The 14,370-nt window shown below is 62.9% G+C and carries 12 protein-coding genes; 6 read left to right on the forward strand and 6 right to left on the reverse strand.

What is annotated here, in order from left to right:
* Nucleotides 1–277: 277 nt before the first annotated feature.
* The 3 genes from ACW9IN_RS29165 (at nt 278) to ACW9IN_RS29175 (ending at nt 3,189) form a co-directional block, all read left to right on the forward strand.
* Nucleotides 278–1,687, forward strand: coding sequence for a circularly permuted type 2 ATP-grasp protein (locus ACW9IN_RS29165; protein ID WP_457369101.1), 1,410 nt, complete (start codon nt 278–280; stop codon nt 1,685–1,687).
* Between the two features lie 3 nt (nt 1,688–1,690).
* Nucleotides 1,691–2,641, forward strand: a complete 951-nt coding sequence (locus tag ACW9IN_RS29170; protein WP_457369102.1) for an alpha-E domain-containing protein — start codon at nt 1,691–1,693, stop codon at nt 2,639–2,641.
* Nucleotides 2,642–2,754: 113 nt separating this feature from the next.
* Complete coding sequence (locus ACW9IN_RS29175) at nt 2,755–3,189, forward strand: nuclear transport factor 2 family protein (protein WP_457369103.1); 435 nt, start codon at nt 2,755–2,757, stop codon at nt 3,187–3,189.
* Nucleotides 3,190–3,251: 62 nt separating this feature from the next.
* Here ACW9IN_RS29175 and msrA read toward each other — a convergent pair whose 3' ends face one another.
* The 3 genes from msrA to msrB form a co-directional block, all read right to left on the reverse strand.
* Complete coding sequence (gene msrA, locus ACW9IN_RS29180) at nt 3,252–3,947, reverse strand: peptide-methionine (S)-S-oxide reductase MsrA (RefSeq protein ID WP_457369104.1); 696 nt, start codon at nt 3,945–3,947, stop codon at nt 3,252–3,254.
* A gap of 132 nt (nt 3,948–4,079) precedes the next feature.
* Entirely contained in the window at nt 4,080–5,840 is a 1,761-nt protein-coding gene (locus tag ACW9IN_RS29185; protein WP_457369105.1) for a cytochrome c biogenesis protein DipZ, read from the reverse strand.
* 38 nt (nt 5,841–5,878) lie between these two features.
* Complete coding sequence (gene msrB / locus ACW9IN_RS29190) at nt 5,879–6,379, reverse strand: peptide-methionine (R)-S-oxide reductase MsrB (RefSeq protein WP_457369106.1); 501 nt, start codon at nt 6,377–6,379, stop codon at nt 5,879–5,881.
* A 331-nt stretch (nt 6,380–6,710) separates the two neighbouring features.
* Between msrB and ACW9IN_RS29195 the strand changes: the two genes are divergently transcribed.
* Nucleotides 6,711–7,421 carry a response regulator transcription factor gene (locus tag ACW9IN_RS29195; RefSeq protein WP_457369107.1) on the forward strand — a complete coding sequence of 237 codons (711 nt, stop codon included), beginning with the start codon at nt 6,711–6,713 and terminating at the stop codon, nt 7,419–7,421.
* Nucleotides 7,418–8,884 (forward strand): ATP-binding protein, encoded by a 1,467-nt coding sequence (locus tag ACW9IN_RS29200; protein WP_457369108.1) that lies wholly within the window; start codon nt 7,418–7,420, stop codon nt 8,882–8,884. The genes ACW9IN_RS29195 and ACW9IN_RS29200 overlap by 4 nt, the downstream gene beginning before the upstream one ends.
* On the opposite strand, the gene ACW9IN_RS29205 is transcribed toward ACW9IN_RS29200, so the two are convergent.
* The 3 genes from ACW9IN_RS29205 to ACW9IN_RS29215 all read right to left on the reverse strand — a co-directional run bounded on the left by ACW9IN_RS29205 (nt 8,847) and on the right by ACW9IN_RS29215 (nt 13,766).
* Complete coding sequence (locus ACW9IN_RS29205; RefSeq protein WP_457369109.1) at nt 8,847–9,788, reverse strand: alpha/beta fold hydrolase; 942 nt, start codon at nt 9,786–9,788, stop codon at nt 8,847–8,849. The genes ACW9IN_RS29200 and ACW9IN_RS29205 overlap by 38 nt on opposite strands.
* 79 nt (nt 9,789–9,867) lie before the next feature.
* Entirely contained in the window at nt 9,868–12,123 is a 2,256-nt protein-coding gene (locus ACW9IN_RS29210; RefSeq protein ID WP_457369110.1) for an ATP-dependent DNA helicase, read from the reverse strand.
* Entirely contained in the window at nt 12,120–13,766 is a 1,647-nt protein-coding gene (locus tag ACW9IN_RS29215; RefSeq protein ID WP_457369111.1) for a VRR-NUC domain-containing protein, read from the reverse strand. Before ACW9IN_RS29215 ends, ACW9IN_RS29210 begins: the two co-directional genes overlap by 4 nt.
* A gap of 187 nt (nt 13,767–13,953) precedes the next feature.
* Between ACW9IN_RS29215 and ACW9IN_RS29220 the strand changes: the two genes are divergently transcribed.
* Entirely contained in the window at nt 13,954–14,178 is a 225-nt protein-coding gene (locus ACW9IN_RS29220; protein WP_457369112.1) for a YgdI/YgdR family lipoprotein, read from the forward strand.
* The last annotated feature ends 192 nt before the right edge of the window (nt 14,179–14,370 follow it).

A 14,370-nucleotide genomic window follows, 5' to 3' on the forward strand; every position in this document is an offset into this window, starting at 1 on the left:
GCGCTCCCGCTTTATGTGGGGCCGCTGCGCAGCCCAGCGCGGGACAAGCCCGCTCACTACAAAGAGCTCGGGTGTATTGAGGGTTTCGGCACACGCATTGCTTTATCCATTCATCTGCCCGGATACAGGAGCAATCGTTACCCCCCGACCCAGAGCCGACCCCATAAGAAAGTAAGGACCAGGCCTGTTGGCACCCTTAGCCACGGGCTCATAAAAATATGCGTTTTTCAAAGCGGCAGTGCCCCCATGCGTCCCTCGGCACTGACAAGGTACTGGAATGGCTCGATCTTTCTTCGATGAAATGAATGACGCACAAGGCGTTTGCCGTGCGCACTATCAGGAATTCTCCCGCTGGCTGGCCAACACGCCGCCGGAACTGCTGGCCCAGCGCCGTCGCGAAGCCGATCTGCTGTTCCATCGGGCCGGAATCACCTTCACGCTCTATGGCGACGAACAGGACACCGAGCGCCTGATCCCCTTCGACATCATCCCCCGCAGCATCCCCGCCAGCGAATGGAGCGTGATCGAACGCGGCTGTATCCAGCGCGTGAATGCGCTGAACATGTTTCTCGCCGACATCTACCATGACCAGCGCATCATCAAGGCCGGAATCATCCCGGCGGACCAGGTGCTGGGCAACGAGGGTTACCAGAAGGCCATGATCGGCCTGGACCTGCACCGCAACCTCTATTCGCATATTTCCGGCGTGGACCTGGTGCGCGACGGCGACGGCACCTACTACGTACTGGAAGACAACCTGCGCACCCCCAGCGGCGTCAGCTACATGCTCGAAGACCGCAAGATGATGATGCGCCTGTTCCCGGAAGTGTTCGCCAAACAGCGCATCGCGCCGGTGGACCACTACCCCAACCTGCTGCTCAAGACCCTCAAAAGCGCCAGCCGCCTGGACAACCCCAATGTGGTGGTGCTGACCCCGGGCCGCTTCAACAGTGCGTTCTTCGAACATGCGTTTCTGGCCCGGGAAATGGGCGTGGAGCTGGTGGAAGGCGCCGACCTGTTCGTGCAGGACCTCAAGGTGTTCATGCGCACCACCGACGGCCCAAAGGCCGTGGACGTGATCTACCGCCGCATCGACGACGCCTTCCTCGACCCGTTGGCGTTCAACCCGCAGTCGATGCTCGGCGTGCCCGGCCTGGTCGCCGCCTATTGCGCCGGCAATGTGGTACTGGCCAATGCCATCGGGACCGGCGTGGCCGACGACAAGTCGATCTACCCTTATGTGCCGGAAATGATCCGCTTCTACCTGGATGAAGAACCGGCGCTGCAAAACGTGCCGACCTTCCAGTGCCGCAAACCGGATGAACTGTCCCATGTACTGGCCAACCTGCCGGAGCTGGTGGTCAAGGAAACCCAGGGCTCGGGCGGCTACGGCATGCTGGTGGGCCCGGCATCGAGCGCCGCCGAGATCGAGGACTTCCGCCAGCGCATCAAGGCGCGGCCCCACGCGTACATCGCCCAGCCGACCCTGAGCCTGTCCACCTGCCCCACCTTCGTCGAAAACGGCATCGCGCCCCGGCACATCGACCTGCGCCCCTTCGTGCTGTCGGGCAAGGAAACCCGCCTGGTCCCCGGCGGCCTGACGCGGGTGGCGCTGAAGGAAGGCTCGTTGATCGTCAACTCGTCGCAAGGCGGCGGAACCAAGGACACCTGGGTGGTGGAGGGCTGAATCATGCTGAGTAGAACCGCCGCGGACCTGTACTGGATGTCCCGTTACCTGGAGCGTGCCGAGAATCTGGCGCGCATGCTGGAAGTCAGTTACTCGCTGTCGTTGATGCCCCAGGCCGGGCGCAGCGACGGCCTCGACGAACTGGCCATGTCGCTGCTCAGCAGCGGCACCCTGGACAGTTACCTCGAGCGTCACAAGCAACTCGACGCCGAGCGCATGTTGCATTTCTTTGCCCTCGACGAAGAAAATCCCGCCAGCATCTACAACTGCCTGCGCGCCGCCCGGGGCAATGCCCATGCGGTACGCGGGCGCATCACCGCCGACATGTGGGAAAACCTCAATGCCACCTGGCTGGAAATGCGCAGCATCGCCGCCGGCGGCCTGGCGCGGCACGGCATCAGCCACTTCTGTGACTGGGTCAAGCAGCGCTCGCACCTGTTTCGTGGTGCGACGTCCGGGACGATCATGCGCAATGACGCCTACCGCTTCATTCGCCTGGGCACCTTTGTCGAACGCGCCGACAACACCCTGCGTCTGCTCGATGCACGTTACGAGATGTTCGGCGAAGAGTCGGAAGAAGTCAGCGATCTCTCGGCACGCGGCTATTACCAATGGAGCGCCCTGCTCCGTGCGTTGTCGTCGTTCGAGGCCTATACCGAGCTGTACCCCAACGCCTTGAACGCCCGCTCGGTCTCCGAGCTGCTGCTGTTGCGCAGTGACGTGCCGCGCTCATTGCACGCCTGCATCGAGGAGTTGAGCCACATCCTCGCCGACCTGCCCGGCAGCTACGGGCGCACGGCCCAACGCTTGGCCGCCGAGTTCGAAGCACGGCTGCGCTACACCGGCATCGATGAAATCCTCGACGCAGGCCTGCACAGCCGGCTTACCGAGTTCATCGACACGGTGCGTGAACTGGCGCGGGCGATTCACAGCTCCTACCTGGAGGTGGTGTAAAGCCTGTTCACTCCAGTCACTCAACTGTCAGTTCGGGTGATTGACCCCGCTTCGGTACCGCTCTTATGTTGGGCAGGTGAACCGCCTTCCCACCATAAGAACAGGTACAGCGCATGTCCGAATTGAAACTCGCCCCCGCCGCCGCCCAGACCCTGCAACGCTGGCACGGCATGCTGGCCAACCGCGACCTCACCGCCCTGCCCGATCTGCTGGCCGCCGATGCGGTGTTCCGCTCGCCCATGGCCCACACGCCCTACCCCGGCGCGCCGGTGGTGTCGATGATCCTCAACACCGTGATCAATGTGTTCGAAGACTTCGTGTACCACCGCGAACTCGCCACCGCCGACGGCCTGAGTGTGGTGCTGGAATTCAGCGCACGGGTCGGCGACAAGCAGCTCAAGGGCATAGACCTGATCCGCTTCGACGAACAAGGGCAGATCATCGAGTTCGAAGTGATGATCCGCCCCCTGAGCGGGTTGCAGGCCCTGGGTGAAGAAATGGGCCGGCGCCTGGCGCCCTATTTGGCCAAGGCCAAATCCCAAGCCTGACACAGGACCACTGTGGGAGCCCGGCCCCACATAGACCGGCACGTACAGCGGTTGTGTGGTGATTATTGGTTTTTCACCAGCACCGGCTCGGCGCGGTACTGATCAGGGAACAGCTTTTTCAACGACGCCACCTTGGGCAAATCGTTGATCACGATGTACGGGTAGGACGGGTTCTCGGTGAGAAAGTCCTGATGGTAGGACTCCGCCGGGTAAAACGCCTTGCCCATCTCCACTTTGGTCACGATCGGCTTGTCGAAGGCCTTCGCCGCATCCAGTTGGGCGATATAGGCCTGGGCGACTTTTTGCTGCTCGGCATTCTGCGCGAAGATTTCCGAGCGGTACTGGGTGCCGCTGTCCGGGCCCTGACGGTTCAGCTCGGTCGGGTTGTGGGCTACCGAAAAGTAGATCTGCAGCAGCTTGCCGTAACTGACCTGGCTCGGGTCGTAGGTCACCGACACCGACTCGGCATGGCCGGTGTCACCGCCACTGACGGTCTCGTACTGCGCGGTACTCGCCGCGCCGCCGTCATAGCCGGACACGGCGTTTTTCACGCCTTGCACATGCTGGAACACCCCTTGCACCCCCCAGAAGCAGCCGCCGGCAAACACGGCGGTTTGCAGGTTGCCGGACTCGGCCGGCAGGTCCAGGGCCGGTGGTGCAATCATCACGGCGTCATCGGAGGCGCCGAAGGAAAACGCCGAGCTCTGGCCGACGAAAGCGGCGAAGGCGAGCGCGGGCAGCAGTCTGGAAACTTTCATCAATTTCACTCCATTACGCGGTCTAGTGTGGGAGCTGGCTTGCCTGCGATAAGGCCGTGTCAGTTGAAGCATCGGCCGTTGATACACCGCTATCGCAGGCAAGCCAGCTCCCACAGTGATTGGGTTTTCAATTCAGCCGAACGTGAAGGCATACGCCTCCACCTGCGGGTCGAGGAATTCGATGGTGAAGGTGCGGTCCTGTACGGCGCCCGGCTGACGTACCAACTGGTAGAGACGCTGCTCGGTCACGGTGCCGCTGCCGTCCGGCGCCACGTCCGTACCATGGGCATCGCCCGGGGCCTGGCCATCGACGGTCACTTTGAAACGCACCGGCTTGCCGTCCGCACCAGGGCCCAGCACCAGGTGCAGGTCACGGGCATGGAAGCGATAGACGATGCGCCCGCCCGCCTGGTCAAGGGTGGCTTGCTGGCCACCCACGTTCCACTGGCCTTCCAGGGTCCAGTTGTTCAGGGCCAGCTTGCCGGCTGCCGGGTAGTTCGCCACGGTGTTGGTTGCCACATTGCCGCGGGTGACGAAATTTTCCGCACGCTGAAAGCCCAGGTAGGTTTCCGGTGACTGCACTTCGTTCATGTCCGGCGCTTGCTGCACGCCTTTGGCGTCCGCCTCAATCAACCCTCCGGCAACGTTCTTCGCGCCGGCTTCGCGCAGCAACTGCTGGATTACCCGCTCCGACTCGGCGTAGTCACCTTCACCAAAGTGGTGATAGCGAATCTGGCCCTTGGCATCGGCGAAGTAATGCGCCGGCCAGTACTGGTTGTTGAAGGCGCGCCAGATCTTGTAGTTGTTGTCGATGGCCACCGGGTAATTGATGCCCAGGTCCTTCATGGCTTTGGTGACGTTGCTCACGTCACGCTCGAAGGCGAATTCGGGCGCATGCACGCCGATCACCACCAGGCCCTGGTCGCGGTACTTCTCGGCCCAGGCTTTCACATACGGCAAGGTGCGCAGGCAGTTGATGCACGAGTAGGTCCAGAAATCCACCAGCACCACTTTGCCCTTGAGGGCTTCGGCGCTCAGTGGCGCGCTGTTGAGCCATTGCACAGCGCCATCCAGCGCCGGAAGCGCGCCCTCGATGGGCAAGGTGTCGCTGTGGTTTGCCGCCATCATCATCGCGCCCCCGGCCATCATCGCCCCGCCTTTGGGCTCAGGCTTGGCGCTCAGGCTGTCCACTAGGCGCTGTTCCAGGCCACCGGTGGAAGCCGTCGACAAACGTGACAACACGCCGGTGTCCAGGCCGAGGGCGATGGCCGCCACACCGGCCAGCATCAATGCGCCCAGACCACGGCGCAGCCATTCGCCGGCACCGAGGGACTTCTTCATGAAGCCGAAGACTTTACCGCCGACCAGCAGGGCCAGGGCGAGCGAAGTGGCCGCGCCGGCGGCATACGCCAGCAACAGCAAGGTAGTGCCGATACTTGCGCCTTGCAGCGCCGCACCCGTGAGCACCAGCCCCAGGATAGGCCCGGCGCACGGCGCCCACAGCAGGCCGGTGGCCACGCCGATCAGGAACGACGCGCCCGGACGCGGTCTGGCATCCGCCCCGGCGGCCTCCGACAGACGACTGCCGGCGGCGACCAATGGACGTGTCAGGCGTTCCGACAGCTGGGGCAACAGGAGCGTGAGTCCGAACAGGGCCACGCACAGCAACGCGAGCCAGCGCCCGTATTGATTGACTTGCACCACCCAGCCGCCGCCCACCGCCGCCAGCGAGGCGACCAGGGCGAACGTCACCGCCATCCCCGCCAACAGCGGCAAGCCACTGCGCAAAAACGGCTGCCCGGTGCGAGCGAAGACAAAAGGCAGAACAGGCAGGATGCACGGACTGACAATCGTCAGCACGCCGCCCAGATACGCGAGAACCAGAAGCCACATGGGATCGACCCTTTTGATACGAGTGAAAAGACATCGGCTCAAGCCGCCGTAAAGGTCATGGCAGCGCCGTTCATGCAGTAGCGCAGGCCGGTGGGTGCCGGGCCGTCATCGAACACGTGCCCTTGATGCCCCCCGCAACGCCGGCAGTGAATTTCCTTGCGCACCACGCCGAAAGAGGTGTCCACATGGCTGGCCACGGCGTTGTCCAGCGGTTGCCAGAAGCTGGGCCAGCCGGTGTGGCTGTTGAACTTGGTCGCCGACGAGAACAGCGGCAAGGCACACCCGGCGCAGGCGAACGTACCGGCGCGGTGCTCGTCATTGAGGGGGCTGGAGTAAGGATGCTCGGTGCCCTCCTCACGCAGGATTTCGTACTGCTCGGCGGTCAGCAGGCTGCGCCATTGCGCGTCGGTGTGGTTGACCTCGAAGGTTTCGGCGGCGTCGGCTTCGGTGACCATGTTGATCTGCTTCAACAGGCCGCCGGCCAGAACAGCGACGCCCAGGCCACCCCCGGCCAGGAGGAGTTGTCGACGTGAGTACATAGGGTTCTCCTTGATCCATCACAATGCATTTCGCGGCAAGCGGGCTTGTGTGGTGAGCAGGCTTGTGTGGTGAGCAGGCTTGTTGTGGTGAGCAAAGTTGCTGTGGTGAGCAGGCTTGCCCTGCGCCGGGCTGCGTAGCGGCCCCAAAAAAAGCGGGAGCGCTGCGCACTCCAGCGCGGGACAAGCCCGCTCACTACAACAGCCTGTTTCGATGGGGTAATCCTGCGCGTTGAGGGATCGCGAAATCCTCACGCAGAGTTAAACAATTCGTGATAACTGCACTGTTGCAAAACCCGCACAATGCGTGGACCCAAAGCAAAGGTTTCTCTACATGGATCAGCCCAAACGTGTCCTGGTGGTCGAGGACGACGCCCACATCGCCGACTTGATCTGCCTGCACCTGCGCGACGAACAGTTCGAGGTGGTGCACAGTGCCGATGGCGCCGAAGGCCTGCGCCTGCTGGAGCAAGGCGGCTGGGACGCGCTGATCCTCGACCTGATGCTGCCCGGCGTGGATGGCCTGGAAATCTGCCGCCGCGCGCGCGCCATGGCCCGCTACACGCCGATCATCATCACCAGCGCCCGTTCCAGCGAGTTACACCGCATTCTCGGCCTGGAACTGGGGGCCGACGACTACCTGGCCAAACCGTTTTCCATGCCCGAGCTGGTGGCGCGGGTCAAGGCGCTGCTGCGCCGGGTCGATGCCATGGCGCGCAACCTGAAAATGGACGCCGGCAGCCTCGATCTCGACCAGCTGTTCATCAACCCGCTGACCCGCGACGCCACCTTGCGCGGCCAGCGGCTGGACCTGACCCCGCGCGAATTCGACCTGCTGTACTTCTTCGCGCGCCAGCCCGGCAAAGTGTTTTCGCGCATGGACCTGCTCAACGCCGTATGGGGCTACAGCCACGAAGGCTATGAACACACGGTGAACACCCATATCAACCGGCTGCGCGCCAAGGTCGAGACCGATCCGGCCAACCCGGTGCGCATCCTCACGGTGTGGGGCCGGGGCTATAAATTTGCCGAGAGCGCGCCATGAAGCTGACCCTCACCCAGCGCCTGTCCCTGGTGTTTGCCCTGTTGCTGCTGATTTGCAGCGGCACCTCGGCGTGGCTGCAGGTACGCTCCAACCGCATGCATGAACTGGAGGTGGTGCAAGGCTTGTCCCGCGATCTGGCGGCACATATCGCCCGCGATACCCAACTGATGGACGCCGACGGCCTGAAGCCCGACGCCGTGCGCAACCTCTTCGGCCAGTTGATGCTGGTGAATCCGAGCGTCGAGGTGTACCTGCTCGACATCGACGGGCGTGTGGTGGGCAACGCCGCGCCCAGCGGGCATTTGCTGCGTGAACAGGTCGATCTCGCGCCGATCCGGCGCTTTCTCAGCGGCGCCATGCTGCCGATCCTCGGCGACGACCCGCGCAGTCTCGACGGGCGCAAAGTGTTCAGCGCGGCGCCCCTGAAGGCCAACGGTCAGCAAACCGGATTTCTGTACGTAGTACTGCTGGGCGAGGCCCATGATGCCTATGACGCCAAGGACGCTACCGGCATGGCGCTGAAGATCGCCCTGTGGTCCATCGGGCTGGTGGCCCTGCTGTGTCTGCTCGCAGGTTTCATTGCCTTTGCCTGGATCACCCGCCCCCTGCGCCAATTGACCGACAAGATCGGCCGGTTCGATATCAACGGCGCGCCCCAACCCCGGGAAACCGTCACGCCGCAATTGGACAGCGGCGATGAAATCGCCGTGCTTGACCATGCGTTCGTCCAGATGGAGAACCGCCTGGGCGAACAATGGCGCGCCATTACCCACCAGGATCAGGAACGCCGGGACATGGTGGCCAATATCTCCCACGACCTGCGCACCCCCCTGGCATCGCTGCACGGCTACCTGGAAACCCTGTCCCTCAAGGACGCCAGCCTCACCGCCGAAGAGCGCCGCCGCTACCTGGGCATTGCCCTGGACCAGAGCCGCAAGGTCGGCGGCCTGGCCCAGTCACTGCTGGAGCTGGTGCGCCTGGAACATGGTTTCGTACAGCCGGTGATCGAAGGCTTCTCGCTGCCGGACCTGGTGCAGGACATCTTCCAGAAATTCGAACTGACGGCCGAAGCCCGCCACATCACCCTGACCGCCACCCTGCCGCCCAGGGTACCGACGGTGCTGGCCGACCTGGGTTTGATCGAACGGGTGCTGACCAACCTGCTGGACAATGCGTTGCGACATACGCCCATGCGCGGTGAAGTCGAAGTGATCCTCACGCCCGAGCGCGATGGCGTGAGCGTGACCGTCAGCGACAGCGGCCCCGGGATCGATGCCGAGCTGCGCGAAGGCCTGTTTTTGCGGGCGTTCACCATCGGCGGTGCGCGCCGCGATGGCGGGTTGGGCCTACGCATCGTGCACCGGATCCTGCAATTGCATGGGCGCAGCATCCGTCTGGTTGATCGCCCGGGGCACGGTGCGACGTTCACGTTCTCCCTAGAAACCCGAGCATCAGCGCATTGACCTGCTGCCCCTGCTCGTTCTGGATCCAGTGACCACAGTTGGCCAGCACGTGCTGCTCCAGATGCGGTACCGACTCCGGCATGCGTTTGAGGGTATGGGCTTCGAAGCCCCCCACCGGGTCGCGGTCGCCGATCAGGAACAGCGTGGGTTGCAGCACTTGGCGCCCGGCGAGGAATTCGGTGCGCTGCCAGTTGCGTTCGAAATTGCGGTACCAGTTCAACGGACCACGAAAGCCGTGCTCGGCAAAAGTCTGCACGTACACCGCCAGGTCCTCCCGGGAACACCAGGGCGGCAGGTCGTCCGGTGTTGAAACGCCGTCGAGCAACCGCGCATCCGCAGGTTTGCGCTGCAAAAATACATCCTGGTCCTGCATGAACAGCCGCAAGGTACGCTCGATATCCGCGTCCAGCTCCTGCTCCGCGACGCCGGGCGCCTGGAAGTACAGGATGTAATTGAAACGGTCGGCATACAGCTCGCGCATGATCTCGATCACCGGACGCCGGGCGCGACCGGCGAAGGGCACCGACAGGGTAATCAAACGGGTGACACGCGCAGGTTCCAGCAGCGCCAGGTGCCAGGCCACCACCGCGCCCCAGTCGTGGCCGACCATCACCACCTGGCGGTGCCCGAAATAGTCCATGGCCTGCTGAATATCGCCGCACAGGGTCAGCAGGTCGTAATCGGCAATTTCAGCCGGTGAGCTCGATGGGCCATAACCGCGCATCTGCGGGGCGAATACCCGAAAACCTGCTGCCGCCAGTGCCGGAATCTGCTCGCGCCAGGAGTGCCAGCATTCGGGAAAACCGTGCAACAGCCAGATCGGCGGGCCCTGTTCAGGGCCGGCAATGTGCAAGCTTAGCTCGATGCCGTTGACGGAGAGCGTCTGCTGGGTCAGGTGACTCATGGCGTGGTCTCGCTGCGGGTTTTGCCCAGCGTGTGCGATGGCGGCGGTTCAGGCCAGCATCATTGATGCCGGGAATGGCTCAACCGACAGCCCACCAGCGTGGCAGCAACTGCCGCACGTGCGGCTCGCCGAACCGGTCGTCGATCAACATCACCACGCCTTGGTCCTGCTGGCTGCGGATCACCCTGCCCGCCGCCTGCACCACCTTCTGAATGCCCGGATATAGGTAGGTGTAGTCGTAGCCTGCGCCGAAGATCGCGCCCATGCGCAGCTTCATCTGTTCATTGACCGGATTCAGCTGGGGCAACCCGAGAGTAGCGATGAAGGCGCCGATCAAGCGTGCCCCGGGCAAGTCAATACCCTCACCAAACGCCCCGCCCAGCACGGCAAAACCGATGCCCTGGCTGTGTTCGGTGAACTGGTCAAGAAACGCCTGGCGCTCGGCCTCGGCCATGCCCCGTGACTGGTGCCACAGGGTGATCTGCGGGTGTCGCTCGGCCAGCAACTGCGCCACCTGTTGCAGGTAATCGAAGCTTGAGAAAAACGCCAGGTAGTTGCCGGGTTGGCGGTGATACTGCCGGGCGATCAGCTCGACGATGGGCATCAGCGAGGTCTGTCGATGCACATACCGCGTAGAGATTTCATCGATGATGCGTACCTGCAGTTGCTCGGCCTTGAACGGCGACTCCACATCGATCCACGCCGTATCCGTCGGCAAGCCCAGCAAGTCGGCGTAATAGTGACGCGGGCTCAGGGTGGCGGAAAACAACACACTGCTGCGCGCGGCGGTCAGCCGTGGGCGAATGAACTCGGCGGGCACCACGTTGCGCAGACACAGCGTTGAGCTGGCACGCTTGCCACTGAGCTGGCGCTTGCTGATATCGAAAATGAAGTGTTCGTTGAACAGCTCGGCGACTTTGGCAAAGTGCAACACCTCGAAATAGAAGGTTTGCAGGTCGCCACTGAGCGCTTCGGGATGGTCATTGAAGTATTCGCCCAGGCTGCTGGCGCACAGGTTCAAGGCGTGCAGCAGTTTTTCCGGCCGGGTGCCGTAGGCCTGGTACGGCGCAAGTTGATCCTTGTGCAGCGCGTTCCATTCACGGTTGAGGCGTTGCAAGGGTTTCTTCAGCGGTTCGGGGGCGGTGTCGCGCAGGGTCTTGAGCCGGTACTGGTCAAGGCTGGCGCTATACATCGCGCGGGCGCGCTCCACCAGGTTATGGGCTTCGTCCACCAGCACGGCGGCGCGCCACTGGTTGAGCTGGGCCAGGCCGAACAGCATCGCGCCAACGTCGAAGTAATAGTTGTAGTCGGCTACCACCAGATCGGCCCAGCGCGCCATTTCCTGGCTCAGGTAGTAGGGGCAGACGTCATGGGCCAGGGCCACGTCGCGCAGGTTGCGCTGGTCCAGCAAGCGCAGCTTCGACGCGGCGATGCGCGCGGCGGGCAGGCGGTCATAAAAGCCCTTGGCCAGGGGGCAGGACTCGCCATGACAGGCTTTGTCCGGGTGTTCGCAGGCTTTGTCCCGCGCCACCAGTTCCAGCACGCGCAGTGGCAAATCAGGGCTGCTGGTATGCAGGACGTGGGCAGCGTCCAGGGCGAGTTTGCGCCCGGGGGTCTTGGCGGTGAGGAAGAACAGCGTGTCCAGTCGCTGCGGCGCCAGGGCCTTGAGCAACGGAAAAATCGTGCCGATGGTCTTGCCGATACCGGTCGGTGCCTGGGCCATCAGGCAACGGCCGGTGCTGACGGCCTTGTACACCGTTTCGGCCAGCGCGCGCTGGCCCGTACGGAAGTCGGCATGGGGAAAGACCAGGGTTTGCGCGGCCTCGTTGCGCGCTTCACGGTGCCGCATCTCCTGCTCGGCCCAGCCGAGGAACAGCGCACATTGCCGGTGGAAGAACCGTTCCAGTTCAACCGCCTGAAAACGCTGGTTCAGCAGGGTTTCGCCTTCACCGACGATATCGAAGTACACCAGCGCCAGCTCGATCTCGGGGAGACCCAGCTTCTGGCACATCAACCAGCCATAGACTTTGACCTGGGCCCAATGCAATTGCCGATGGTTCGCCGGCTGGGCATCGAGATCGCCGCGATAGGTTTTCACCTCTTCGAGGCGGTTGCTGTCCGGGTCGTAGCCGTCCGCCCTGCCCCGCACCTTGAGTTGTTGATACTCGCCCTCCAGCGCCACCTCGTTCTGGTAATGCAGGCTGCGTCGCGATGCCACGGTGCGGTGGCCGACAATGCCTTCCTGGGCACTGGGCGATGGCGTGAAACGCAGGTCCAGGTCGCCGACCTTGGCCGTGAACTCACACAGCGCGCGCACCGCAACGCTGTAGCTCAAGCGGACTCTGCCCAGCGCACATAACAGACCGTTACCGGCATCTGGTATTCACCGCAGAACTCGAGCCAGCGCAGCTGATTGTCCTGCAGGCGATCGCCGGGGCCCTTGACCTCGATCATGCGGTAGGTCTTTTGCGCCGGCCAGAACTGGATCAGGTCCGGCATTCCGGCACGGTTGGCGCGGATATCCAGCAACAAGCGTGCGAACCAGTGGCGCAAGTGTTCCGCAGGCAGACAGGCCAGGGCCTGCTCCAACAGTTCTTCGCTGAGCAGGTTCCAGAATACAAAGGGCGACTGGATACCCCATTTATCGATGTAACGTTGGCGGATCGTGGTTTTGTAACGGTCATCCTGCAATTGCTCGAAACAGGCACTGAACAACGCTGCCCGACGTAGATGGAAGTCTTCGCTGTGCAGGTCCGCCGGCCCGCGCTGGAACGGATGGAAAAACGCGCCCGGCAACGGCGCGAAGATCGCCTCCCAGCACAGCAGGCCAAACAACGAGTTGATCAGTCCGTTCTCGACGTAATGCACCGGCGCATCCGGTTCGCTGAGGTGCGCCTGCACGCAGTACTCCACCGACATCAACGGTTGCGGCAACGCGAGGTCCAGGTCCAGGCGCGTCACTTCCCGGGGCTTGACCCTGGGCAGTGCCGGCTCGCCGAGCTTGCGACGCAGGCGCGGCACGACACGCAGCAGGTGTTGTTGCTCGGCAGCACTTTCCGGGGCCTGTTGCGCGAGGTTCGCCAGGGCCATGGCCTGGGCGTAGTCCTCCTGGCGCTCAAGCACACGGATCAGCCGCGCGCGAGCGCCCGGGTAGGCGCACTGGCGGTAGATCTGCTCCGCCAGGCCCAGTTCTGCGCTGCGTTCGCAGTACTGCCCCAACTGAAACAGCAATTTGCCGCGGCGCTTCTCCAGCCAGGGGTTATCGGTGCACAGCGTGGCGACTTGCGCCAGCACCGGCTCCAGCGGTTCACCGGCCTCGAAGGCTTGCTGGCACCCATGCAGGAACAGGTAGCCGTGCACATCGTCCCGGCTGCGCAGACCACGGGATTCGACACAGAACTCGACTTTCTCGTAGGTGTAGATCCCAAGGTCCGCCAGCACGAACTCTGACCAGTCCTGATGCAGGTTGCCGAAGAACATCAGGCGCAGGCGGTCGCACAATTCCATCACGCCGAGGCTGTACAGCGTGTCGGTGAGGTCGGGACACCACTGGGCAAAACTGCGTTGTTCGGTGAACTGCCCGGCCAGGGGCTCGAGCCAATCGGTCTTGCGGCCCTTGGGCGCGTCGATCCACGTGCCGAAGGCGCTGAGGATTTCGCCTTTTTGCAGCAGGCCGAACAGTGTCTCGAAGGCCAGCAGGCATTGGTCGTCGACCCACCCCAGGGCCAGTAATGGCCTGGCTGCTGCGTGGGTACAGCCGATCTCCGGGTAATTGAGCTTGCCCGCACGAAAATGCACGCCCTTGCGCATCACCATGCGCACCAGCAGCGCCTGGGACGGCTGCGGCAAGCTGTCGAATTGCTGAATGAAATGCTGTTCGTCCGGGTCGAGCAGGTCGGCATAGCGCTGCCCGAGCCACAGCAGGACCTGGCGGAAGTTATGCAGGTAATAGAGCGGTTCTTCGAGGGGATTGGCCATGGCACGCGGGGATCGAACACTGGTTATGCATACAGATTGCCGGTATCAATGCAGCGTTGCAATCGGTAATAGATAAATGGCGCCTGCAACTTTTTGTATAAAAGTGATCAGATGGGGGAATCAATGGCGTAACATTTGTCGCCCACGGCCTCTGGCGCGGGACTTTTCAAGGTTAAAGGTAAGGGTTATGAGCATGAAGAATTTGGGTCTGCCGCTGGTTGCACTCACTTTTCTGGTATTGACCGGGTGTGCGACGCAAACCGTCGTGACACTGCAAAATGGCACGCAGTATTTGACCAAGGATTCCCCGAAGACCAAGACCGTCGACGGTTTCTACGAATTCACCGACATCGCCGGCAAGCGGGTACGCGTCAAGGCTGACGACGTGGCCACCGTGCGCAAGGAAGACTGAGCCGACAGCACCGATCCCCTGTGGGAGCTGAATCGCCTGATCCACCGCCTTCGCAGCCTCGCCGGGGCTCGACAGCTCCCACAGGGGATTGACAGTGGCTGGGAAAACTCCATCAGCAGGGCCATTGCGCCGAACACTTTTTTACCAACAACAGAGATCCCCTGTGGGAGCTGGCTTGTCGGGTCGCCGCAT

The sequence above is a fragment of the Pseudomonas sp. SDO5271_S396 genome (assembly GCF_054071795.1).